At 38.1% G+C, this 23,848-nt stretch carries 20 protein-coding genes; 18 read left to right on the top strand and 2 right to left on the bottom strand.

The features are described from left to right. Positions 1-12: 12 nt before the first annotated feature. From hemH to DF281_RS01230, 8 genes are all read left to right on the top strand, one after another. On the top strand, positions 13-948 hold the full coding sequence (gene hemH / locus DF281_RS01265; protein ID WP_109348447.1) for a ferrochelatase: 936 nt from the start codon (positions 13-15) through the stop codon (positions 946-948). 19 nt (positions 949-967) lie between these two features. Continuing rightward, entirely contained in the window at positions 968-2,365 is a 1,398-nt protein-coding gene (gene hemG / locus DF281_RS01260; protein ID WP_109348446.1) for a protoporphyrinogen oxidase, read from the top strand. A gap of 902 nt (positions 2,366-3,267) precedes the next feature. Then, on the top strand, positions 3,268-4,218 hold the full coding sequence (locus tag DF281_RS01255; RefSeq protein ID WP_109348445.1) for a YncE family protein: 951 nt from the start codon (positions 3,268-3,270) through the stop codon (positions 4,216-4,218). Then, entirely contained in the window at positions 4,215-4,895 is a 681-nt protein-coding gene (locus DF281_RS01250; protein WP_109348444.1) for a response regulator transcription factor, read from the top strand. Before DF281_RS01255 ends, DF281_RS01250 begins: the two co-directional genes overlap by 4 nt. After that, positions 4,892-6,283 carry a sensor histidine kinase gene (locus DF281_RS01245; RefSeq protein WP_109348443.1) on the top strand — a complete coding sequence of 464 codons (1,392 nt, stop codon included), beginning with the start codon at positions 4,892-4,894 and terminating at the stop codon, positions 6,281-6,283. The genes DF281_RS01250 and DF281_RS01245 overlap by 4 nt, the downstream gene beginning before the upstream one ends. Continuing rightward, positions 6,280-6,705 (top strand): FixH family protein, encoded by a 426-nt coding sequence (locus tag DF281_RS01240; protein ID WP_109348442.1) that lies wholly within the window; start codon positions 6,280-6,282, stop codon positions 6,703-6,705. The genes DF281_RS01245 and DF281_RS01240 overlap by 4 nt, the downstream gene beginning before the upstream one ends. 116 nt (positions 6,706-6,821) lie before the next feature. Beyond that, positions 6,822-7,391 carry a TetR/AcrR family transcriptional regulator gene (locus DF281_RS01235; protein ID WP_109348441.1) on the top strand — a complete coding sequence of 190 codons (570 nt, stop codon included), beginning with the start codon at positions 6,822-6,824 and terminating at the stop codon, positions 7,389-7,391. Positions 7,392-7,459: 68 nt separating this feature from the next. Beyond that, positions 7,460-9,946: a YhgE/Pip family protein gene (locus tag DF281_RS01230; RefSeq protein ID WP_109348440.1), complete on the top strand. Its 2,487-nt coding sequence runs from the start codon at positions 7,460-7,462 to the stop codon at positions 9,944-9,946. Positions 9,947-10,198: 252 nt separating this feature from the next. On the opposite strand, the gene yhfH is transcribed toward DF281_RS01230, so the two are convergent. After that, on the bottom strand, positions 10,199-10,324 hold the full coding sequence (gene yhfH, locus DF281_RS01225) for a protein YhfH (protein ID WP_109348439.1): 126 nt from the start codon (positions 10,322-10,324) through the stop codon (positions 10,199-10,201). A gap of 142 nt (positions 10,325-10,466) precedes the next feature. On the opposite strand from yhfH, the gene DF281_RS01220 reads away from it, so the two are divergent. The 7 genes from DF281_RS01220 to DF281_RS01190 all read left to right on the top strand — a co-directional run bounded on the left by DF281_RS01220 (position 10,467) and on the right by DF281_RS01190 (position 17,622). Next, positions 10,467-11,459, top strand: a complete 993-nt coding sequence (locus tag DF281_RS01220; protein ID WP_109348438.1) for a lipoate--protein ligase — start codon at positions 10,467-10,469, stop codon at positions 11,457-11,459. Between the two features lie 24 nt (positions 11,460-11,483). Beyond that, a complete protein-coding gene (locus tag DF281_RS01215; RefSeq protein WP_109348437.1) occupies positions 11,484-12,188 on the top strand; it encodes a response regulator transcription factor in 705 nt (234 codons plus the stop codon). 1 nt (position 12,189) lies between these two features. Then, entirely contained in the window at positions 12,190-13,179 is a 990-nt protein-coding gene (locus DF281_RS01210; protein WP_109348436.1) for a sensor histidine kinase, read from the top strand. A 13-nt stretch (positions 13,180-13,192) separates the two neighbouring features. Continuing rightward, complete coding sequence (locus tag DF281_RS01205) at positions 13,193-13,966, top strand: ABC transporter ATP-binding protein (RefSeq protein WP_109348435.1); 774 nt, start codon at positions 13,193-13,195, stop codon at positions 13,964-13,966. Next, positions 13,938-15,872: an FtsX-like permease family protein gene (locus DF281_RS01200; RefSeq protein WP_109348434.1), complete on the top strand. Its 1,935-nt coding sequence runs from the start codon at positions 13,938-13,940 to the stop codon at positions 15,870-15,872. The genes DF281_RS01205 and DF281_RS01200 overlap by 29 nt, the downstream gene beginning before the upstream one ends. Positions 15,873-15,948: 76 nt before the next feature. Next, the gene (locus DF281_RS01195) at positions 15,949-17,379 is read left to right on the top strand and encodes an AMP-binding protein (RefSeq protein ID WP_109348433.1); all 1,431 of its coding nucleotides are present in this window, start codon (positions 15,949-15,951) and stop codon (positions 17,377-17,379) included. A gap of 15 nt (positions 17,380-17,394) precedes the next feature. Next, positions 17,395-17,622: a hypothetical protein gene (locus DF281_RS01190; RefSeq protein ID WP_109348432.1), complete on the top strand. Its 228-nt coding sequence runs from the start codon at positions 17,395-17,397 to the stop codon at positions 17,620-17,622. 34 nt (positions 17,623-17,656) lie between these two features. Here DF281_RS01190 and DF281_RS01185 read toward each other — a convergent pair whose 3' ends face one another. Next, complete coding sequence (locus DF281_RS01185) at positions 17,657-19,027, bottom strand: amino acid permease (RefSeq protein WP_109348431.1); 1,371 nt, start codon at positions 19,025-19,027, stop codon at positions 17,657-17,659. A 210-nt stretch (positions 19,028-19,237) separates the two neighbouring features. Between DF281_RS01185 and DF281_RS01180 the strand changes: the two genes are divergently transcribed. The 3 genes from DF281_RS01180 to DF281_RS01170 all read left to right on the top strand — a co-directional run bounded on the left by DF281_RS01180 (position 19,238) and on the right by DF281_RS01170 (position 23,752). Then, positions 19,238-21,202: a S9 family peptidase gene (locus DF281_RS01180; RefSeq protein WP_109348430.1), complete on the top strand. Its 1,965-nt coding sequence runs from the start codon at positions 19,238-19,240 to the stop codon at positions 21,200-21,202. A 126-nt stretch (positions 21,203-21,328) separates the two neighbouring features. Continuing rightward, complete coding sequence (locus DF281_RS01175; RefSeq protein ID WP_370447853.1) at positions 21,329-21,994, top strand: VTT domain-containing protein; 666 nt, start codon at positions 21,329-21,331, stop codon at positions 21,992-21,994. A 519-nt stretch (positions 21,995-22,513) separates the two neighbouring features. Beyond that, positions 22,514-23,752, top strand: coding sequence for an EAL and HDOD domain-containing protein (locus tag DF281_RS01170; RefSeq protein WP_109348428.1), 1,239 nt, complete (start codon positions 22,514-22,516; stop codon positions 23,750-23,752). The last annotated feature ends 96 nt before the right edge of the window (positions 23,753-23,848 follow it).

Genomic DNA, 23,848 nt, shown 5'->3' with positions numbered 1-23,848 from the left:
GAGGTGATAATCATGAAAAAACAAATTGGCTTACTTGTGATGGCTTATGGTACACCACAAAAAGAAGAAGACTTAATTCCTTATTACACACATATTCGTCGCGGGCATCGTCCTTCAGATGAACAAATTGAAGATTTACGCAGTCGCTACCAAGCAATCGGTGGTATTTCACCACTTGCAAAAACAACTGTTGAGCAAGGTGAAGCGCTTGAAGCACGATTAAATGAGATTCAAGATGAAGTGGAATATAAATTATATATCGGTTTAAAACATATCGCGCCTTTCATTGAAGATGCTGTAGAAGCAATGGTGAATGACGGTATTGAAGAAGCAGTTTCAATCGTCTTAGCACCTCATTTCTCATCATTCTCTACGAAGGCATATCATTCTCGTGCGATTGAAAAAGCAAAAGAATTACAAAGCAACTTAACAATTCATACGATCGACAGCTGGTATAAAGAGGAGAAATTCTTACAATACTGGACAGAGAAAATTAACGAAGCATTTGCTGATATGACGGAAGAAGAACGCGAAACAGCATGTCTAATCGTTTGCGCACACTCACTTCCAGAGAAAATTATCGCAATGGGCGACCCATACCGCGATCAACTTTTCGAAACGAAGGATATTTTACAACAACGTACGGGTGTTAAAAATGTCGAATTTGGTTGGCAATCAGCTGGTCAAACGAAGGATCCTTGGTTAGCACCAGATGTTCAAGATCTTACGAGAGATCTATACAATGAAAAAGGTTACCGTTCATTCGTATATACACCAGTTGGTTTCGTTGCAGAACATTTAGAAGTTCTGTATGATAATGATTTCGAATGTAAAACAGTTTGCGATGAGTTACAAGTGAACTATCGTAGACCGAAAATGCCAAATGCAAATCCATTATTCATTGATGCGCTTGCAGACGTGGTAACAAAGACTTTAGCAAAAGTTTAAGAGAAAGTGATGATTTTAAGTGACAGATAATAAGCGTAGGGTTGCAATCATCGGCGGTGGAATAACTGGACTGGCAGCTGCATATCATCTTCAACAACAAGTGGAACGACAAGGGCTGCAAATAGAAATTGTCATCATAGAAGCTTCTCATCGATTTGGAGGATATATTCAAACCGTTAATGAAAATGGTTACCAAATTGAAAAAGGCCCGGATTCATTTACGGACCATAAGGGAACAATTGCACAATTAGCAAGTGAACTCGGATTAGCGGAACAACTTGTAAAAAGTCGTGACGATCGTAAGTATGTTGCGGTGAATGAAGATTTATATGCGGTACCAAAAGGTGTACAATTCGGTATTCCAACAGAGATTACACCCTTTATGACATCGGACTTGGTGTCATGGAGCGGTAAAGCACGAGCTACACTCGATTTCTTACTTCCGCAAGGGAAACTTGAAGGCGATCAGTCTTTAGGGATTTGGATGCGTAAAAGATTAGGTGGAGAAGTTGTAGAAAATATAGCAGAACCACTACTTTCAGGGATTTATAATGGCGACATTGATCAACTTAGTTTAGAAGCAGTGTTACCATTTTTGCCTGAATACAAAACGAATTCTAAAGGTTTGATGTCAAGCGTAAGAGCCTATACCCGGGCACCTGATTTTGTGAATAACTATTTACAAAGCTTCTCTTTCTTAGGGGGTTTGAGTACTTTAGTAGATGCACTTATTCAGCAATTATCAGATATTAAGCTTAAAAATGGTGTGAGAGTTTCTTCTATTAAAAAGATGGACGACCAACTCATGCTGTCACTCAATAATCAATCTTCCATAAAAGTAGATGGTGTAATGATCGCTGCTTCGCATAAAATTGCGGAAACATTCTTCCTTGAAAAAGAGATTTTCGAAGATCTTCAATCGATGCCACTAAACACGGTTGCGACGATTTCGATGATTTTTGATGTAAATCAAATTTCACCTGATTTTAAAGGAACGGATTTCTACATCTCAAGAAATAGTGATGTATCGATTACTTCAGCTACTTTTATGAGCCGTAAATGGGAACATATTACGCCAAAAGATAAAGAATTAATTAAAGTATATATCGGTCGAACAGGTGATGAAGCAATCGTTGAATTATCGGATCGAGATATTGAAAAAGTAGTCTTACAAGATTTGCATAAATTAATCGGCTTGAAAGGAATGCCTGAAAAGGTCATCATTTCGCGCCATAAAAAATCGATGCCACAATACATTGTTGGACATACGAAAAGTGTAGAAAATGTAAAACGAAAACTTCATGAACACTATCCGACGATTCGACTAGCCGGAAATTCATATGACGGCATTAGCTTACCCAAATGCATCGCACAAGCACAAATCAGTGCAGAAGAACTACTGAAAGAAATGGAATAATGAAAAGCAAATCACGCTCGCCCATATGCGAGGGTACTGCAAGGTTTGAAGAGAAAGTAAACGCACCACCACTTTCTCCCGAAAACCTGAAGTATCCCATAGCATATAGCGTGAATTTGCTAGACAGAGAAAGAAAAGTGGAGGTGGCTCGTTTATCTCGAGAGCACTGCAGAAAACGAAACGAAAGTAAGCGCGAAAAGTGAAAAACGCTCGTTCATATACGAGGGTACTGCAAGGTTTGAAACGAAAGTAAAAGCTCCATCACTTTCGTCCGAAAACCTGAAGTATCCCATAGTATATAGCGTTTGTAACTAGACAAAGAACGAAAAGCGGAAAACGCTCGAACATATGCGGAAGATCTGGAAAATTCGAAGGAAAAGTAAGCGCACCACCACTTTTCCCGGAGAATTTGAAGAGCTGAAAGCATATAGCGTTTGGAGCTAGACAAAGAACGAAAAGCGGAAAACGCTCGAACATATGCGGAAGATCTGGAGAATTCGAAGGAAAAGTAAAAGCTCCACCACTTTCCCCGGAGAATTTGAAGAGCTGAAAGCATATAGCGTTTGGAGCTAGACAAAGAACGAAAAGCGGAAAACGCTCGAACATATGCGGAAGATCTGGAAAATTCGAAGGAAAAGTAAAAGCTCCACCACTTTCCCCGGAGAATTTGAAGAGCTGAAAGCATATAGCGTTTGGAGCTAGACAAAACTAACCCGAGCAGAAAGCCCTTCTCGCAAATAACCCACACAAAAAGCTGAAATCATTTGATTTCAGCTTTTTTCCTTGCCCTTATCCTTTATTCCTTGATCCTAGAAATAACTATAGCTTTCCGCAACTTCATATTTTTTTCACAATTGCACATTAAAATGAACGTATAATAGAATGAAGAAATGGAGGCTGTTATGAAGAAAATATTCCTTACGTTGATTGTTCTCGTTATGACAGTACTCACTGCATGCGGACAAACAACTTATGAAAAAATCGACGATGATGAGAACTTTATCGCATCAGTAAATACATTGCAACCATCCATTGATTTCTTCCGTTCAAATGGAGAGAAAATCGCGACATGGGAATTGGATGAAGCCTACACGGGCGCAACATTAGTAGGCGATGAAAAAATGCTACTGTATGGCAACCAATTGAAACACGCGGATTTAGTTAATTTGGCTACGGGTAAAGTAGAGAAGAAAATCGATGTGGAAAAAGGTGCGACATTCGCTTACTACGCGAAAGATTCGAAACAATTTTTCATCGCAAATGGTGAATTTAACGAAGTCACTGCGTATACAAGTGATGGCGAAGTAAATGGCAAAGCTAAAGCAGGATTGTATCCATATGCAATGTTGACGCATGACAACCAGCTATTTGTCGTGAATTTCAAAGACAAATTCATGTCAGTATTCAATGAAAAAACATTGAAGCTAGAGAAAAAAGTACCCATCCCGAAATCATCGCATGGAATGGATTTCATCAATGAAGAATTATGGCTAGGTGGTCATGGTGACGGTGAAAAACCAAATTCCACTGTTTTAAGAATCGATCCAAAAACTAGTGAAACAATTGGAAAGTTGGACTTACCAATCATGCCGATTGCCTTTGCGAAATTGCATCAAAGTGAATTTGTATTAAGCCATGGCGAAAGTACTTTATATGAAATTCAAAATAATAAAGTAAAATGGCAAAAAGAAGTCGGATCAAATCCATTTGCGATCACAGCATTTGATGGCAAAATTATTGTAGGTGGCTATGATGACCGAACACTTTATTGGATTGAAAATAGAAAAATCGTCAAAAAAACAAAAGTAGGCAAAGGCCCATTTCAATTGTTAGTAAGGGAGAGAGAAAGATGAATATTTTAATCGTTGATGATGAACAACAAATGAGAGATTTAATCGCTCTCATGTTGCAACAAGAGAATTATAAGATTTTCGAAGCAGCGAATGGGCGAGATGCTTATCGTACTTTGCAGCAACACCCAATCGACCTCGTCCTATTAGATGTCATGATGCCGGGCGAGGATGGCTTTACAGTATGCGAGAATATTCGCCGCGCATCCGACTTACCAATTATCTTCCTCACAGCAAAAGATGCCAATGAGGATAAAGTACGAGGACTGACACTCGGTGGCGATGATTATATCGTGAAACCATTTAGCTCGACGGAATTAATCGCACGAATTCAAGCGGTATTACGACGGTACAATCCTTCTAAAAATGTACCAGTGCAACAACTAATCATTCGTGGTGAAGTAACACTTGATGAAATCGCACGTCGTGTCACAGTTTCGAATAAAGAAATCCCGCTTACATTGAAGGAATTCGATCTATTGCATTTATTTATGAAGCAACCGAATATCGTTTATACACGTGAACAACTATTGGAGAAGATATGGTCACTTGATTACGCTGGAGGTACTCGAACTGTCGATACACATATAAAAACCCTACGTTTGAAATTAGGGAAGGACTTTAGCAAAATCATTCAAACTGTTTGGGGGATTGGCTACAGATTTGAGGATCTCAAATGAGGATTTCCACGAAAATTTGGTTGTTCGTACTCGCAACAATTGCTGTCACAGTGCTATTCATGTACAGTATGACGAATTACTTATATGAACGATTATATGTTCAAGATTCTAAAAATTCGATGGTAGAAATCGGCGGCAAACTCGCGCATATGTATGAAGGTGGCAAGGTGACGGATAAGCTCGTTGCTGATGTCGACCGATATAATTCATATTCAAATATCAATGTATTTGCCGTTCGAAATCCGCGAGAACTTAGCGCCTGTGTGCCGTTCGATATTGATTACGACACATTAATCGGCCCTGAAGAACGCCAACAATTGATCAAAGGGAATATTATTTCAAAACAAGGCTATGAAAAGCGTTTTGATCGCCAAGTCATTTCAGTCGTCATTCCTTTAGTAGATGAAAAAAGGCTGGAAGGCATATTGTATCTCTACTTCCCATTGGAGAAAATAACGGAACTCGCTTCGAAAGAAGTCATATTCCTCTTAATTTCCGCAATCGTCTTCTTAATTATAATCGGCTTCATTATTTTCAAAGGGATCGGCTTTATTATGAAACCTTTGAGAGAGCTACAAAATGCGGCACAGAAGATGGCAAAAGGGGATTATAGTACGCGCGTAGAAACCCATTCGAAAGATGAAATTGGTCAACTCGGCGCTACTTTCAATGAGATGGCGAAATCAATTGAACAAGAAGATCAACAGCAGCGACAGTTTTTAGAGAATGTGTCACATGAATTACGCACACCAATTAGTTATATTAAAGGCTATGGTGAGGCGATTTTATCAAATATGATCAAAGAAGAAGAGAAGGCAGATAAGATTCAGTTAATTGTTCGTGAAGCAGGTCGCATGGAAAAATTAACGAATGAATTATTACAACTTTCTCGTACGAAGGAACAGCAAGAGCCGATTCAATTGTATCCACTACCATTAGCTGAAACGATTCGTGATGTCGTCGGTATGATGACACAACGCGCGGAGGAAGCTTCCATTGACCTCGCAGTGACATTGGATGATGAAGTGATCATCAATGCGAATGAAGTGAAGATGAAGCAAATTCTCATCAATCTATTGGAAAATGCGATTCGCTATTCAGAAAAAGATACAGCGATTCATATTCATTGTAAGCAATTAGATGAAAAGGCATATATAATAGTAGAAGATCATGGAATCGGAATACCAAAAGAAGACTTAACACATGTCACAGAGCGTTTCTACCGCGTGAACAAAGCACGAAGTCGTGTGGACGGCGGAAGCGGTTTAGGACTATCAATTGTCAATCAACTAGTACAGGCACACGCAGGACATTTAAATATTGAAAGTGAACTAAATAAAGGCACAGTAATTACATTAACTTTTCCAACAATAGAGGAGAATGAATGATGAAAAAATGGGCGATCCTTTTATTTTTAGTAGCAACTATATTAGCGGGCTGTACAGACAAAGGTGAAAAAGTGCAAGCCGAACCTTCTACGATGATTGAAGTGAAAGTAGACTATTTAGTCGATGAGAAGCAACCTTTCAAAAAAGAACTTCCTTTAAGCGTCCATGTGACACAGGGCAAGGAAGATGTGGATGATGCGACGTCTGTGAAATTCGAAATTTGGAATTCGGGTGAGCGAGAGCAGGGGAAACAGTACGATGCCAAGTTAAAAGGTAAAGGAGTTTACGAAGCGGCTGTTCCTATTGCAAAAGAAGGTGTGTACTATGTGTATGCGCATACAGAGGCACGGGGACTGCATGTAATGCCTAAGAAGCAGTTCATCATAGGCAATCCGGATTTAAAAAAGGTGAAAAAAGAGTAAAAAATCATTTGCTTTTTGTTTAGCGTAGGTATAGAATAAATGACTAGATGACCGAAAATGGTTTCTAGTCATTTTAAAATTAAAAATTCGAACACGAGAAAATGAGGAGTGAGGGAATGGATCGTCGACATGAAATATTAGTCGCGGCAAATCAGTCATTTACTTTATTCGGCTACAAGGCGACAACGATGGAACAAGTTGCACAAATGGCGAATGTAGGTAAAGGAACGATTTATACATTTTTTAATAATAAAGACGTTTTATTCGAAGAAATTGTGCTAGCAATGATTTGCGAGATGAGGAATGAAACAGAGCAAATAATCAATCCGGAGTTAAGCTTTTTAGAGAATGCACATAGAATATTAATGAATCTTTTGCAATTTAGAGAGATGCATAAGCTTTACTCAAAATTAATTGAAGAAGGTCATGCATTACGCACACCTCAAGTCGAGAAAATGCTCATCAAAATTGAGAATGAAGTTTTGACGTATATTGCGAGCAAAATTCAAATTGCCATTGATAAAAAAGAAATTAAACAATGTAACCCCCAACATATCGCTTATTTAGTGTTCAAATCATATCTGGCATTTGTAGTAGAGTGGCCTAAGAGACATGATGAAGAATTAGATGAAAATGCTATCGTTGAGCTATTTAACAATACTCTCTTTGGTGGATTGACACCTTAGAGTATTTTTAATCGCAAAAATGACTGCGTGGGAAAAATGGTCACAACGTATTTAGAGGAGGAAGTAAGTTGATTAAAGCCGAATGGTCCAAAATATTTAAAAATCGCATGATGTTAGTTTCGTTAATCGCGATTTTATTCGTGCCAATCATTTACGCTGGAATGTTCCTATGGTCATTCTGGGATCCATATGGTCACTTAGATCGTATGCCAGTAGCCGTAGTCAATCAAGACACTGGTGCAAAAGTAGATGGTAAGAAATTAACGCTTGGAGATGACTTAACCGATAAGTTACTCGAAAAAGAAGCGTTGAAATTTGTAGTAGTAGATGAGAAAGAAGCGAAGAAAGGGATGGAAAATCGCGAGTATTATATGACGATCAAAATTCCGAAAGACTTCTCTAAAAATGCTGGTACTTTATTAGAAGATAAGCCAGAGAAATTGAAAATTAAATTCACGCCGAACGAAGGAATCAACTTCTTAAGTGGACAAATTGGTAAGTCTGCTGTTGAGACAATTCGTGAGGAAGTAAATACAGAAGTTTCTAAAACTTATGCAAAACAATTATTCAAAAATATCGCTAAAATGGGTGATGGTTTTGGAGAAGCAGCAGATGGAGCAGGCAAATTAAAAGACGGCTCTAAGAAATTACAAAATGGTGTAACAGACTTGAAAGACGGTCTAGGTACAGCGAAAGACGGTACAGCGAAGTTAGACGATGGTGCGCATTCAGCACAAGAAGGTTCAGTGAAATTAGCAGATGGTATTACGTCAGCTGCTGGTGGTGCGAGTCAATTAGCAGAAGGTGCGACTTCAGCTAAATCAGGCGCAGGAGAACTTTCAAATGGTATTTCTTCAGCGAAAGATGGTTCAAGTCAATTACAATCAGGTTCGACACAATTAAAAGATGGCACAGCCACTTTAGTTTCAGGACTTGAAGGGAATACAGGTAATATCCAAGCATTAAACAATGGTGCGCAAGCTGTAAATAACGGTGTATCAGCACTTGGTTCGGGTCTAGGTTCATTAAGAGACGGATCTCAAAGTGTTTCTGCAGGTGTTTCTAAACTTGTAGAAGGTATGGGTTCTATGCCACAAACTGTTTCTCAACTACAGGAAGGTGTTGCAGGTATTAATGGCGGCGCAGGTAAAGTAGCTGAAGGAACACAAAATGTAGCAAATGGAACAGCAGCATTAGCGAAACAACTGGAAGGATTAGAAATTCCAGAAGAACAAAAACAAGCATTATTAGCATCAGCACAACAAATCAGTGCTGGCGCGCAAGCAACGAGTGAAGGTGCAGCATCATTAAGTGCCAACACAGCGAAGCTAAATGAAAAAGTAGCAAATGTAGCATTACCAAATACAGAAGACTTGTCAACGTTAAAAGCGGGTGCAGCAAAAGTTGCAGCAGGTGCTTCTCAAATGGAACAAAAAGTTACACAGGAATTACAACCAGGTACGAAGCAATTAGCCGCAGGTACAGATCAATTAGAAGGTAACTGGGGTAACTCAATTGCCGGTGCGAAAAAATTAGATGAAGGTGCTGGCGCATTGCAAAATGGGATCGGCTCACTTGATTCAGGTTTAGCACAATTACAAGGTGGTTCTTCTAAACTTGTAACAGGTCTAGGTACATTAGAAAACGGTGCTTCAAAATTAACGAACGGTATGGGCAAACTTGAGACAGGTTCACAAGATTTATCTCTAGGTCTAGGCACATTATCGAACGGTACGAAGTCATTATTAACAGGTACTGTGAAGTTAATTGACGGTTCTGGCAAATTGTTAAATGGTACTGTTGATTTGAAAGATGGTACGAAAACATTACAAAACAAACTTTCTGACGCTTCAGATGAAGCAGGCGAAGTAAAAGCAACAAATGCAACATATAATATGGTTAGTAACCCAGTTGAAGTTGATAAAAAAGCGATGAACCCAGTAGAAAACTACGGTACAGGTTTCGCGCCATACTTCTTATCAATGGGCTTACTAGTTGGTGGATTAGTATTAACAGTTATTTTCTCTGTCGTTCATCCAGCAACTCGTCCAACAAGTGGTACAGCATGGTACTTCAGTAAAACAAGTGTATTAGCAGTAATTGGTTTCTTACAATCGATTATCGTTGTCGCTTTAGTTAAGTTAATGTTAGGAATAGAAGTCGAGAATTTACTGGCGGTATTCTTCCTAGCTCTGATCGCAAGTTTCACATTCATTGCGATTATTCAAATGTTCGTTTCGATCTTCAATGACGTTGGTCGTTATATCGTCTTAATTTTAATGGTTATGCAATTAACTTCGAGTGCGGGTACATTCCCACTAGAATTAATTCCAAAACCGCTTCAAGCAATTAATCAATACATGCCAATGACTTATACAATCAATGGATTCAAAGCGGCCATTTCTACAGGCGACATGAACTTCTATTGGAAAAACGTCGGCATATTAACTGCGATTATCGTTGTATGTTCATTGATCACATTCGGTTACTTCAAACTTGTGTTCAAAAGAAGACATTCAGGTGACGCAGCGCGTGATGCAGAAGCAAAAGAGTAAAGCATAAATGGTGAGTGAAGAGGAGTAATCCTTTTCGCTCACCATTTTTATTGTCTTAAAACAAAGAAAAACGCTTAGAGATTGGTTCAGAATCTCTAAGCGTTTTTTGCATATTTAGTTTGAAGCGAAATATACATTCAGTTAAGCGACTTAATATAGGTTCATATTCTACAGTTCAAATAGAATATGAACGAGTGGTTTGGCTAGGAATATTTTTGGGGAATTCCTAGTACAAGGCCACAACAGTATTGTTTAAAGTGATTCGCAATGCTCACAAGTGTTTGAATAACACTCGCTTTGTTCCTCGATCTTATCACCGCAAGTAGCACAATGTTTGTCCGGTAGGTTCTTGAAAAATTCTACAACGTTTTCTAACATTTGAATTCGCCTCCTAAGCAATCTGTTATATTACTGATTTGTTAATATGTATTGTATTATAACACAGAATGAAATGTCAATACAAAACATGAAAAATAAAGTAAAATATAAGAGAGAACTTTTTAAAGGAGATGGAAGATCCATGTTATTCATTGATAATAAAGGAATCACAGACCCTCGAATCAATTTAGCAATCGAGGAATATGCATTAAATCATTTAGACGTTGAAGAAGGGTTATTACTTTTTTACATAAATCAGCCTTCAATCATTATTGGACGTAACCAAAATACCGTAGAAGAAATTAATACGGACTACGTTGAAGCGAATGATATTATTGTCGTGCGCCGTCTTTCAGGTGGTGGAGCGGTGTATCATGATTTAGGAAACTTGAACTTCAGCTTCTTAACGAAGGATGAAGAAGACAATTTCCAAAACTTTAAGAAATTCACTCAACCTGTAGTAGATGCATTGAACAATATGGGTGTGAATGCGGAATTATCAGGCCGTAACGACATTCTTGCAGAAGGGAAGAAATTCTCTGGCAACGCGATGTTCTCTACGAAAGGTCGCATGTTCAGCCATGGTACACTGATGTTTGATGCGAATATTAATGAAGTTGTAAATGCTTTACGACCTAAAAAAGAAAAAATCGAATCAAAAGGAATCAAATCAGTACGCTCACGTGTGACGAATATTATTGAACTATTAGAAGATAAAACTGTAACAGTAGAAGATTTCCGTTTAGAAATTCTTCATTCAATTTTCGGCGGCGAAGAAAATATTCAATACTATGACTTAACAGATGAAGATTGGAAAGCAATCTATGAAATTTCTGAAAGTCGTTACCAGCAATGGGATTGGAATTACGGTAAATCACCTAAGTTCAATACGATGCGCTCGAAGAAATTCAAATCAGGCTTTATCGACCTACGTTTAGAAGTGAAAAAAGGTATGATTGAAGATATCCATATCTTTGGGGATTTCTTCGGTGTAGGTGATATGGTAGACGTTGAGTCTGCGTTAAAAGGTGTACGCTATGATGCACAAGCAATCAAAGAAGCACTCGCTACAATTGATGTACCGAAATACTTCGGTGGCGTGACGACGGATGAGTTCGTACAACTAATGTATTAATCAAGGGAACAGGAGGAGAAGGAAATGGATAAGCACCGCATTCTAATTGTGGAAGATGATTTGAAGATCGCTTCGATGTTAGCAGATACACTTAGTAAATATCATTATGAAGTGAAAACTGTAGAGGCATTCGATCAAATTGTTGAAGAATTCAATGCCTTCTCTCCTCACCTTGTTTTATTGGACATAAATCTACCTTCATATGATGGGTACTACTGGTGTCGTCAATTGCGACAATTCACCACTGTACCAATCATATATATTTCTGCTCGCTCTGGTGAGATGGATCAAATTTTTGCACTTGAAAATGGTGGCGATGACTTCATTACGAAGCCTTTCCATTATGAAATTGTTTTAGCAAAAATTAAGAGTCACTTGAGAAGAACATATGGTGAATATGCCTCAAAACAAGAGGAGAGAACGGTGAAATTAGGGCAATTGCAGCTCTATTTAGAAAGAATGGAATTACAGACGAAGACAGATGCATTACCACTTCAGAAGAAGGAATGCGTCATTCTTGAACTATTAATGGGTGAATCACCGAAAGTTGTATCACGTGAACGCTTATTGGAAGAACTTTGGGATGATCAAGCATTTGTGGATGAAAATACTTTGAATGTTAATATGACACGCGTACGAAAGAAATTAGCGGATTATCATATTAAGTCTACGATTGAGACAGTTCGAGGAGCAGGCTACCGCTTTATATTAAGCGATGAGGAGGTATAACATGGAGGCATTCAAATTATTTGTGAAAGACCATGTTATGTTCTTCTTTTTCGAGTTGTTCGTAGCTTGTTTCATATTATTATTATACTGGTTAGACGGCTTCCGAAATACGAGTACGATGATTTACACACTCATTATTACGGTCGTTTTGACGCTAACCTTCTTATGCATGCGTTATATCATGCGCCAATCTTTTTACAAAAAAATCGCGCAATTACCTAAATCGATGGATGATGCGCTTCAAAATAATGCGAAAACAGCCGAGCATGAACGCGTAGAAACGTATATGCATGAGCTATATCGAATTTATCAGCTAGAAGCACAGGAATTGTACGCGAAGCAAAATAGACATTTACAATTTATGAATCAATGGGTGCATCAGATGAAGACACCATTATCTGTCATGGAGATGATGTTACAAGAAGATGGACCATTGGATAAGAAAAGTACGCGAGAAGAGATGGAGCGCTTAAAACACGGCTTAGAAATGGTGTTGATGAATGCTAGACTTGATACTTTCGAAGAAGATATGAAGATTGAGCAAATGCCTTTGAAACAAATTATTACTGAAGTCGTCAATCAACATAAGAGGCTATTTATTTCCAATCATGTATTCCCAAGTATTGATGTTGATGAATCGATTGAAGTACCAACAGACTTAAAATGGATTAAATTTATTATCGGCCAATTTTTAACGAATGCTGTGAAATACACATTTGATGATGGCAAAAAAGTATATATGACTGCTGAAAAATCGGATGATGGTGTCGCACTGAAAATTCGTGATGAAGGAATCGGTATTCCAGCGAATGATTTAAAACGTGTGACAAAAGCCTTTTTCACAGGAGAAAACGGTCGTAAATCTGGAGAGTCAACAGGTATGGGACTGTATTTAGCAAAAGAAATCTGTGCGAAATTAGGGCATAAAATGGAAATCGAATCTGAAGTGAATCAAGGGACGACTGTGACGATCCATTTCAAATATTCTTAAAAGAGGGATGACAATGACTTTATTGAAAATTGAAGATTTGACGAAGGTGTATGAAGGAAAAGTTACACACCGCGCATTAAATCAATTTAGCTTAGAAGTGGAGAAGGGTGAATTTGTCGCTATTATGGGGCCATCCGGTAGTGGAAAGACAACTTTATTAAATGTCATTTCGACAATTGACCGACCGACTTCAGGCTCAATCGAGTTGGATGGTGTTAATCCGCATGAATTGGATAAGACAAAATTAGCGTATTTTCGTCGCAAGGAACTCGGCTTCATTTTCCAAGATTTTAACTTATTACAGATGCTAAATGTTGAAGAGAATATGGTGCTACCACTAACATTGGCAGATGTGAAAGTGTCTGAAATGCAGAAACGTGTGAATTATATTGCGAAAGAACTTGGCATTACAGGGATTTTAGAAAAAAGACCGAATGAAATCTCTGGTGGTCAGGCGCAGAAAACGGCGATTGGTCGTGCATTAATTCACCAGCCATCACTTATTTTAGCGGATGAACCTACGGGCAATTTGGATTCGAAATCGACGAAGGATGTTCTCGAATTACTCGGTCGAATTAATAAGCGTGAGAATACAACAATCGTTATGGTGACGCATGATCCGATCGCAGCGAGCTTTTGTGATCGCGTGTTATTCATAAAAGATGGCGAGTACTTCAATGAAATTTACCGAGATGACCAAAGACAGACTTTCTTCCAAGGTATATTAAATGTACTTAGCCTATTAGGGGGGAATGTAGGTGACTTTACGTCAGTTCGCCTTCCGTAATGTAATTCGGAATCGACGAGTATATGCAGCATTCTTCATGGCGAGTGTATCTTCTGTCATGGTGTTCTTCATTTATTCAATGCTTATGTTCCACCCAAGAGTTGAAAATGAGTTCGTGACGGAAATTGCATTTAGAGGGATGTTAATTGCTGAAGTTATTTTAGTATTATTCATGCTATTCTTCTTATTCTATTCAATGCGGGCATTTTTAGAAGCACGGTCAAAAGAGTTCGGCATACTGATTCAACTCGGTATGGAGAAGAAGCAATTAAATAAATTAGTGCTATTTGAAATATTAATTATTGGGCTTACTTCAATCATTTTAGGGATTTTATTTGGCTTCGTCTTCTCAAAATTCTTCTTTATGATTGTCAGAGAAATCCTTGAAATCACATCGCTTTCGCTGTATTTCTCATGGAAGCCTTTCGCATTGACGATTGGTACATTCACGACATTATTCATCGTCATTTCCTATGTGAGTATTTTTACGATAAAAGATGACAATATTATTAAGTTGATCAAAGGGTATCAAAAATCGCAGCAGGATGTGAAATTCTCTTGGTTTAGAGCGATTTTCGGCATCGTCTTATTGCTGATTGCTTACTTTGCTTCGGCGAATGCGACGAAGACGAATCTTATTACATTAGTAGGTGTATTGCCTCCGATTGTAACGCTCGGAACTTACTTGTTTTTCACCGATTCCGTGCAAATATTTTTGAAATTAATTAAGCGGAATAAAAATATTTATTGGCATAAATATCGATTGCTGTCCGTTTCTGAAATTTCGTCCATGCTGAAATCGAATGCGAGAATGTTCTTCATTTCTTCAATGGTTTCAGTATTAGCATTTATGGCGATTGGCACATTGAGTTCATTATCGACTTTTTCACATAAATATCATCAATTGAATCCTTTGAGCCTCGTCTATACGAGTTCATCGCAAAATCCATATGAGCGTCAGCATATCACGCAGCTGCAAGAAGAGTTGCAGGATGCGGGCTTGAGTTATCGACTGGATCGCATCGTTGTGAAGCGACAGACTTCGACGAATACAGAAGCGACTGTACGCATCATTAGCGAGAGGGATTTGAATAATTTAGCGATGTCATTAGGCTATCCATTAATCTCCTTAAAACGAGGAGAGGCGATGTTCCTAGCCTATTCAGAAGAATCATTGCGGAAATTATCGAAAGAAAAAGTGGATACTGTCTTGAAGGAATCCAATGTGAAATTATCGATTGATCGAACGTATCCGAAAATCGTTTTTGCGGCGGATAAATTAGGGACGAATCAGATCATAGTAGATGATGATGATTTCACACATATTTATGCGCCGATGCAAGGGATGGCGGGAGCTGCGTCTTCAAGCCATTTATATATTTTCAATGTACCTAAATGGCAGGAAACAAAATATATCGGGCATAATTTAGATGCCATTATGAATGCAGCATATGCTACAGATAATGAGCGTAGTCTACCTTTCTATTTTGAAAATACAGGACTCGATTATTCATTTATACGTTCGACATTTGCATTACTATTATTCATTGGTTTACTTGCGGCAGCGGTATTTTTCTTAGCGGCAGGTAGTTTTATTTACTTCAAATTGTATACGAATTTAGACGAAGAGAAGAAGCAGTACAGTACATTGCATCGCATGGGTGTGACAAAGAAGGAATTACGAAAGCTCGTCAATCGACAGCTGATTCCACAATTCTTTTTACCGTGGGGAATCGCTATGTTGAATAGTACCTTCGCATTTTTATCGCTTCAAGTCTTTTGGCGAGGAATTGCCGATTTATCAATTATGCGGGAAATTATCTTCGTCATGATTGCTTTGACGGTGGCTCAATTGCTCTACTTCTACTTAATTCGTTGGCGATATTTAGCGCATTTAAAAATTTAACAAGGCTGGGACAGAGTTTATTCCTGTGTCCCAACCTCCTTTTTTTTACAAGAAAAAACAACTATGAGGTGCTATGATGACATTGATTCACGCATTATATGAAAATAGCGAGAAAAATCCTTTAAAACCTGCAATCATTACAGAACAAAGAACCTATACATATGAACAATTATTAAAATCTGTCGAGTCAGTTGCGGCACAGTTACATGACCAAGAATTTCATAAAGGTGATCAAATCGTCATCATCATGGGAAATGAAGCCGAATTTATCATTTCACTCTATGCTATTTGGTTAGTTGGAGCAACTGCTGTACCGATCAATCCGAATTATTCGGAGCGAGAAATCGCGTATATTTTAGCACAAAGTGATTCGAAAGGAATGATTGTGCATCCGAATCAGGGGGGCAATTATACGAATGAAATCGCCATTGATTTTGAACTGAAGATTGATTTACCTTTCGACAATGAAGTGGTTTTGGAACAATTAGCAATTATTTTATATACTTCCGGCACGACTGGAAATCCAAAAGGTGCAATGCTGACACATGGCAATCTCTATCATAATGCATCAGATGTTGCGGATTTTTTAGGGATTTTTCATGAGGATCGAATGATTACGGTACTACCTGTTTTTCATGTATTTGCACTAACTGTTGCAGTGAACGCGCCTCTTTTCCAAGGAGCTACTTTACTTCTTCAAAAGAGTTTTAGCCCGAAGGAAGTGTTTAGAGCAGCCAATGAACAGCAAGCGACTGTATTTGCAGGTGTGCCAACGATGTATTCATTTTTACTGCATACACCGACAGATTATGCACAACCATTAGGAACGATTCGTTTAGCAATCTCGGGTGGTTCATCATTGCCAACTGCGATGCTTCAAAATTTTGAAGAGACATTCCAACTGAAAATTTCAGAAGGTTATGGTCTTTCAGAAGCTTCTCCTGTCACTTGCTTCAACCCATTTGGTAAGCAAAAAGCGGGTTCGATTGGTCAGAGCATTATTCATGTGGAAAATCGTATTGTTGATGATCATGGCGACGTATTGCCGGTACATGAAGTCGGTGAATTGGTTGTTCGGGGCAAGAATGTTATGGGTGGTTATTATAAAATGGCAGAAGAAACGGCGAAAGTTTTGAAAAACGGCTGGTTACATACAGGTGATTTAGCTTATATGGATGAAGAAGGCTATATTTTCATCGTCGATCGGAAAAAAGATGTTTGTATTGTTGGTGGTTACAATGTCTATCCACGCGAGGTGGAGGAGGTATTGTATCGTCACGGATCGATTGTTGAAGTAGCTGTAGTTGGTGAAGAAGATCTTCATTATGGCGAAAGAGTTGTCGCGTATGTTACGATAAAGGGAGAAGTAGATGTGCAATCATTGTTTGTACATTGTCAATCCAATTTGGTCGATTATAAAGTGCCTTCCCATATTCAGATTGTGGAGCAGTTACCGAAGAACTCAACGGGGAAAATTATGAAGAGGTTATTAAAAAATAAAAAATAATTTGGAGTGATTGTTATGATAGGTGTTATCATTTTTATCGTCATTCTAGCATTCGTTTTATTTGTATTATTTAGAGCAGCTTTCAAAAAACGTCAAGCGGAAGATATTTATTCACCTTTTGATGAAATTACAACGGGTACGAAACCTTCCATGGATGGGCATAATCCACTAAATCAGACGAAAGAAAAAGTACAACAAGAGATTAAATATCAAGAATCAGAACATAAGAAAAATGAGGAGTAGTGCCATCATAGGCACACTCCTCATTTTTTTTTTTTTAGTTTTTCTTCAATTGTTTTTTATAAACAGTGTAGTAAAGCACGACTAGAATGGCGATCCATAATGGCCCGACGATCAATGCGATACGCGTACCATCATTGAAGAACATTAGGACAACAACCATCACTAAGAATGCGACAGAGAAATAAGAACCAATCGGGTGGAATATATTTTTAAATGTTAATTTACCGATTTCGTCTTTAGATAAAGTTTTTCGATACTTAATTTGTACGAGTAATATGATGACCCATGTCCAAACTGCACCGAATGTGGAGACACTCGTAATGTAGAGGAATATGCGTTCATCTTTAATAATATAGTTCAGTAATACACCAATTAATAAAACTGCCGCAGAGAATAGAATGGCGAGAGTTGGCACACCTGTTTTACCAACATTGTAGAAAATCTTCGGTGCTTGTTTTTGAGCTGCTAAGTTGAAAATCATTCGACCAGTACTGAAAATACCACTATTACAACTTGAAAGAGCGGCTGTAAGTACGACGAAGTTAATGATCCCGGCTGCGTATTGAATGCCGACATTATCGAACATCATAACGAATGGACTTTGACCCTCAGTCATTTCATCCCAAGGATAGATCGCAAGAATTACTGTAATGGCACCTATGTAGAAAACTAATACACGGAGTAACACAGTATTGATTGCTTTCGGAAGCGTTTTTTTCGGATCCTTCGCTTCACCAGCTGTAACCCCGATCATTTCGACTCCTAAGTATGCGAACATGACAATCGGAAGCGCTTGGATGACACCGGATATACCATGAGGCATGAATCCGCCATTTGTCCAAAGATTAGAGAAACCTACCGCCTCACCAGCATTACCAATCCCGAATAGGATGACACCTAAACCGATGACGATCATGGCGATGATAGCAAATACTTTAATGAATGCGAACCAAAATTCGAATTCTCCGAAAACTTTTGCTGCGATTAAATTGATTAACGTCATTAACACTAGTGCAGCTAATGCCCATATCCATCTAGGTGAATCTGGGAACCATAGTGTCATGTAAATCCCTACTGCAGTAATTTCTGCCATACAAGTTACAATCCATAAAAACCAATAGTTCCATCCTGTGATGAAACCAGCAAGTGGCCCTAAATAATCTTGGGCGTAACGACTAAATGAACCAGCAATTGGATGTTCAACTGCTATTTCGCCTAGTGCGCGCATCACGAAGAAAATCACGATACCTCCGAGTGCGTAAGTGAGTAAAACAGCAGGACCAGCAATTTTGATTGCGCCAGCTGAACCTAAGAATAAACCGACACCGATTGCTGCACCTAAAGACATTAATGTGATATGTCTTGATTGTAAACCTCGTTGTAACTCTGGTTGATTTTTGCTCATTTTTGCAACTCCTTCGTTATTTTATTTCGTTTTCTTAAATTATCATAGCATAAAGTTTTCCAATTTACTTGATATAAACATACTATCCTTGAGTAATTATTCAGAAAATACAAGTATTATAAGGCATTTATGCACTGTATTCAATCTATTTTTTGGCAAGGCTTACATTTCATATTATAATTAGAGGAAAATCGATTAGGGGCTGTTAAAATGTCGGAACTGATTAAAAAAGAAGACTTATTTGAACTCATCTCAGTAGCAAATCCAATATTATCACCAAATAGTAAAGAAGCTGTTTTCACTCGTACAATTATGGATGAGGAAGAAAATACATATTACGCGCACTTATTCCATGTAAATATCGAGACCGAAGTCGTGACACAGTGGACACGTGGCAAAGAACGAATCTCAAGTGTTCAATGGTCAAAAGACGGACAGAAAATCTCATTTATTGCGAAGCGAGACGATTTTGCGAAGCTGTATATTTTATCAACTGCAGGTGGCGAAGCATATGAAGCTTCAGCAGAATTACGAGAAATCCAAACCTACACATGGAATGCGACAAGCGATGCCATTATTTTCTCTGCAAAATTGAAAAAAGGCATGGAATTTGGCGAGAAGGAAGAAGAAGAAAAAAGAGAAAAAGCCTATCATGTAAAAGGTATGCGTTATCAGTTAAATGGAGTGGGTCTATTGCCAAATGATACGGCGGCACAAGTAGGAATTCTCTCACTTGAGACAGGTGAAATCAAACGTTTAACGCATGATGATTTCGACTATTTAATTCAAACTTCAAATGCGCAAAACTCACATGTTATCGTGACGAAGTGGAGTCGAGAAGATGACGATGATTTCTCTATGCAATTATGTTCAATTGATTTAGAAACAAAGGAACAACAATTGATTTTAGACTTTGACGGCAGTATTAGTGGCGCAACTTATTCACCAGATGAAGCATATCTGGCGTTTGAAGTTTCACCGAATGAACCCTATAAAAATGCGACACATAATGAAATCTACGTTTATGATACGAAGCAACAATTTACTTGGTCATTAACAGAAATGATGGATCAACCGGTTGGCGATTATTCTTCAGGCGATATCCAACAAGGAGTAGTAGCACCATCAGTAGTATGGACAGCAAATAATGATCTCTACTTCCAAATGTCTACAATGGGCGATGTACGCTTGTATTATGCGACTTTATCAGGTGCAATTTATGTGGCAACACCGGAAGAAGAACATATTTATGGCTTTGATATTACGAAGGATGGCATTTACGCATTAATTACAGTATCGAATACGACTTCAGTTGGTGAATTATATTTACATGAAATTGCAACTGGAGAGAGAAGACAGCTGACTCATTTCAATGAAGCATATGAACAAACACATATCATTGTAAAACCAGAAATTGTCCAAGTTGAAAATGAAGGTGAATTAGTATGGGGCTGGTTTATGAAACCTACGAATTATGTGGAGGGTGAAAAGTATCCGATGATTTTATACATTCACGGTGGCCCGCATATGATGTATGCCAATACTTTTTTCCATGAAATGCAGGCACTTGCTGCTCAAGGATATGCCGTGCTGTATATGAATCCGAGAGGTAGTCAAAGTTACAGCCAAGCGTTTGTAAATGGTTGTAGAGGTAACTATGGCGGAGGAGATTACCGTGATTTAATGGCGGCAGTCGATATGATTGTAGAAGAAAAAAAATGGATTGATGCGTCAAGATTAGGTGTTATGGGTGGTAGCTACGGCGGCTTTATGACGAACTGGATTGTTGGCCATACAGATCGTTTCAAAGCAGCACTGACACAGCGTTCAATTTCAAATTGGATTAGTATGTATGGCGTTTCAGATATTGGTTACTATTTCACGGAATGGCAAATTGACGGCAATCTAGATGACGTTGAAAAACTATGGAAGCATTCGCCGCTCAAATATGTAGATGACATGAAGACACCATTGATGATTTTGCACAGTGAAGAAGATATTCGCTGTCCAATGGAACAAGCTGAACAATTGTATATTGCGATGAAGGCGAAGAAGAAAGATGTCGAGTTTATTCGTTTCCCGAAAGCGAACCATGACTTATCGCGAACAGGGCTACCACACCTTAGACAGCAAAGACTTGAAGAAATCGAAGCATGGTTTGTTAAGAAATTGTAAATTTCGATGAAAACGCAACTAATTTAGCCATTTTTCGTTTATTTTGACATGACAGTTTTACTTTAAAAAGAGTATGATAGTAAGCAGAAACCAGAAAAGGATTGTGAATAATAAACGATGATTACAATGATTGAACATGTCATTAGTTTTATTCTCCACATAGACCAGCATCTAGTGGAAATAATTAAAGACTATAAAAACTGGACGTATGGAATTTTATTCGCAATCGTATTTATTGAGACGGGATTAGTTATTTTCCCATTCCTACCAGGAGACTCATTATTATTTGCAGCGGGTACATTTACGGCAATTGGCGGCGCATCAGGCGTACCACCACTAAACTTAACAGTAGTAATCGTTGTATTCTTTGTAGCAGCAGTTTTAGGCGATTCCCTTAATTATGAAATCGGTAAAAAAGTAGGAACGACGATCAAACCAGGCTCGCTACTAGGAAAAATGATTAACCAAGAAAAAATGGACAAAGCAGAAGCGTTCTTTAATAAACACGGCGGCAAAACAATCGTCATTGCACGATTCATGCCATTCATCCGAACATTCATCCCATTCGTAGCAGGAGCAAGTCGCATGAAATACGGCTACTTCCTACTCTACAATATGGTCGGAGCAGCACTATGGGTACTATCATGCACACTACTAGGACACTTCTTCGGAAACATCCCGATCGTGCGCGACAATTTCTCAAAAGTACTTATCATCATTATCCTATTATCGGTGATCCCAGCAATAGTAGGGTTAGTTAAGAGTCGAACACCGAAAAGCAAAACGCGCTAGCCCATATGCGAGGGTACTGCAAGGATTGAAGAGAAAGTAAAAGACGAAAAGCGTTTCCACTCGGGACTCTCGAGAGCACTGGAGGAAACGAAGGAAAAGTAAAAGCTCCACCACTTTTCCCCGAGTTTTCGAAGTGACTCAAAGAGAGTAGTGGAACAAGCTAGACACGAAAACCCGAGAAGGACCCGAAAACCTGAAGTATCCCATAGCATATAGCGTGAATTTGCTAGACACCACTAAACCTGAGAAGGACCCAAAAACCATTTCAAGCCCAATCCAAAGCTGACATGATTATAAAATCATGTCAGTTTTTTTATTTTTTCACAAAATAGGTCTAAAGAATTGAATTTGTATCAATGGAAGTAAGGGGAAAACAGAGGAATATGAAAAAAATTCAAATTAATGAGTAGAATAATACCTAATTACATAGTGTTTATTATAAAAAATAGTAGAACAATACAGACTAAAGTCATGATGAATGATATAATAAAAGGCAAATTGTAGTGAAGGGGTAACGTAATGGAAATATTCATCGGTAGACAGCCGATTTTTGATGTGGAAGAAAAACTATTCGCATATGAACTGCTGTATAGAAGTGGCACAGAAAAAAATGAATTTGTTGCTGTTGACTCTGACATGGCAACTGTTGAAGTGTTGATCAACTCTTTTTTCTCGATAGGATTTGATGAACTAGCTAGTGGGAAACCATGTTTTATAAACTTTACAGAAACACTATTAATGAGTGATATTTTTGAAAGTTTGTCACCAAAGGAAATTGTCGTAGAAGTTTTAGAAGATGTTCCGATTACAGAAAAAGTTGTAAGAAGAATTGAAGAAATTCGCAATATGGGCTTCCGAATTGCATTGGATGACTTCGTACTTCAAGACAATGTGAATTTATATGATCGACTTTTCAGATATATGAATTATATTAAAGTAGATTTCCTGCTTTCAACAGAAGCAGAGCGCAATGAAATTGAACAAAAAGTATTAACTAAATATCCTCATATCACGCTTTTGGCGGAAAAAGTTGAGACAAGAGCGCAATATATGGAAGCGAAATCTATCGGTTACCAACTATTCCAAGGATACTATTTCAAACAACCGCAAATCATTAAAGGTACTGAAATTCCAACGAACTTGATGCAATACTATCAAGTCATCGCTTTACTTAAAAGTGAAGAACCAGACATTGATGAACTCGTTAATCAAATCGAACATGATGTCGCACTGTCATTCAAATTGCTAAAATTAATTAATACATCATCAAAACGCACAAAGAAAAAAATCCGTTCAATTAAGCAAGCCATCCTATTACTTGGCTTAACGGATCTTCAAAAATGGGTGTACATACTTGCGTACAGAGAATCAGGCCGCAAAAAAGGTATGGATGTTTACGAAGAATTGATGAAATCATCACTTTGTCGTGCCAAACTATGTGAGTTGATGGCGAAACGCATTGGTTATCGCAACTACTCAGAGTATTTCTTAGTCGGGATGTTCTCTTTAATAGATGCATTACTTGAAAAACCAATGAACGATATTTTAACGCAGCTGCCACTTTCAAATGAAATCGTCGGTACAATTTCTGGAGCAAAAACAGAATTATCGGCAATTTTACAAATGACAATTGCATTAGAAAAACAAGATTGGGAAACTGTTGAAAGTTTGAAAGGTGAATTAGACCTTTCTTCTGAGGATTTATTCGAATTTGTTCAAAATGCAAATAAATGGACTTCAAATTTACAGTTAGTATAGTTTTGAAAAGGGTATGGATTAAAAGTTCCTTATTTCGTGCCATTTTGTGAGTTCTATATATTTCTAATGATGTATAATGAAGTAGTATGAGTATCT

This window comes from Kurthia zopfii, assembly GCF_003143955.1.
In the GTDB taxonomy this organism is placed as follows: domain Bacteria; phylum Bacillota; class Bacilli; order Bacillales_A; family Planococcaceae; genus Kurthia; species Kurthia zopfii.
Note: the sequence above shows the minus strand (reverse complement) of the source record. Positions and strands in the feature narration are given on the sequence as shown.